The sequence below is a fragment of the Desulfovibrio sp. OH1186_COT-070 genome, assembly GCF_003860215.1.
Taxonomy (GTDB): Bacteria; Desulfobacterota; Desulfovibrionia; order Desulfovibrionales; family Desulfovibrionaceae; genus Desulfovibrio.
The window spans coordinates 1-641 of record NZ_RQYH01000133.1 but is presented as its reverse complement, the minus strand read 5'-3'; the positions used below and the strand labels follow the sequence as shown (position 1 = coordinate 641).

1 protein-coding gene is annotated in these 641 nt (G+C 59.1%); it reads right to left on the bottom strand.

What is annotated here, in order from left to right:
- Positions 1-92 precede the first annotated feature (92 nt).
- A partial coding sequence (locus EII23_RS12220) for a transposase (protein ID WP_185702408.1) occupies positions 93-641 on the bottom strand: 549 nt, incomplete at its 5' end.

Sequence of the window (641 nt, the reverse complement as noted above, 5' to 3'; positions counted from 1 at the left end):
GTTTTGGCTCTGCCTTGAGGAGGCGGCGCGGGCCTTGTGAGCGGGATGCGAAGCGGCAATCCCGCGCTGCAAGGCCCGTGACGGCTCCGGTTCTATGCCGACATCTCTGTTCTCATATTCATGTACCGTTGCGTACCCCATTTCTGGCCCGCCATGTACCTGAGCCTGGCCGCTACCAGCATCAGGGCGGCATGCCCATCAGGAAAGCTGCCCACAACGCGCGTTCGACGAATTTCCCGGTTCAATCGCTCAAGAGGGTTGTTGGTTCGGATATGCCGCCAGTGCGCTACAGGGAACGCATAATACGAAAAGGTTTCCTCGATTCCAGAGTCCACCAGACGCGCGGCCTTTTCCAGGCGAAGGGCTTTGAGCTTCCGCCCAACCTCCCGAGCTTTTTGACGCGCAGCTTCTCTGTCTTCCTGGGCGTGGATGGCTTTGAGCATCAGGCTCACGTCCTTGGACTTGCCGCGCGGCACAGCATGCAGCACGTTACGGTAAAAATGCACCACGCACCGTTGCCAGGCGGCGGCAGGATAAAATTCGCCCAGAGCCTCAAGCAGGCCAAGACTTTTGTCCGATACCACCAGCCGGATCCGCTCAAGGCCACGTTCCCGCAAATACCGCAAAAATTGGCGCCAGCT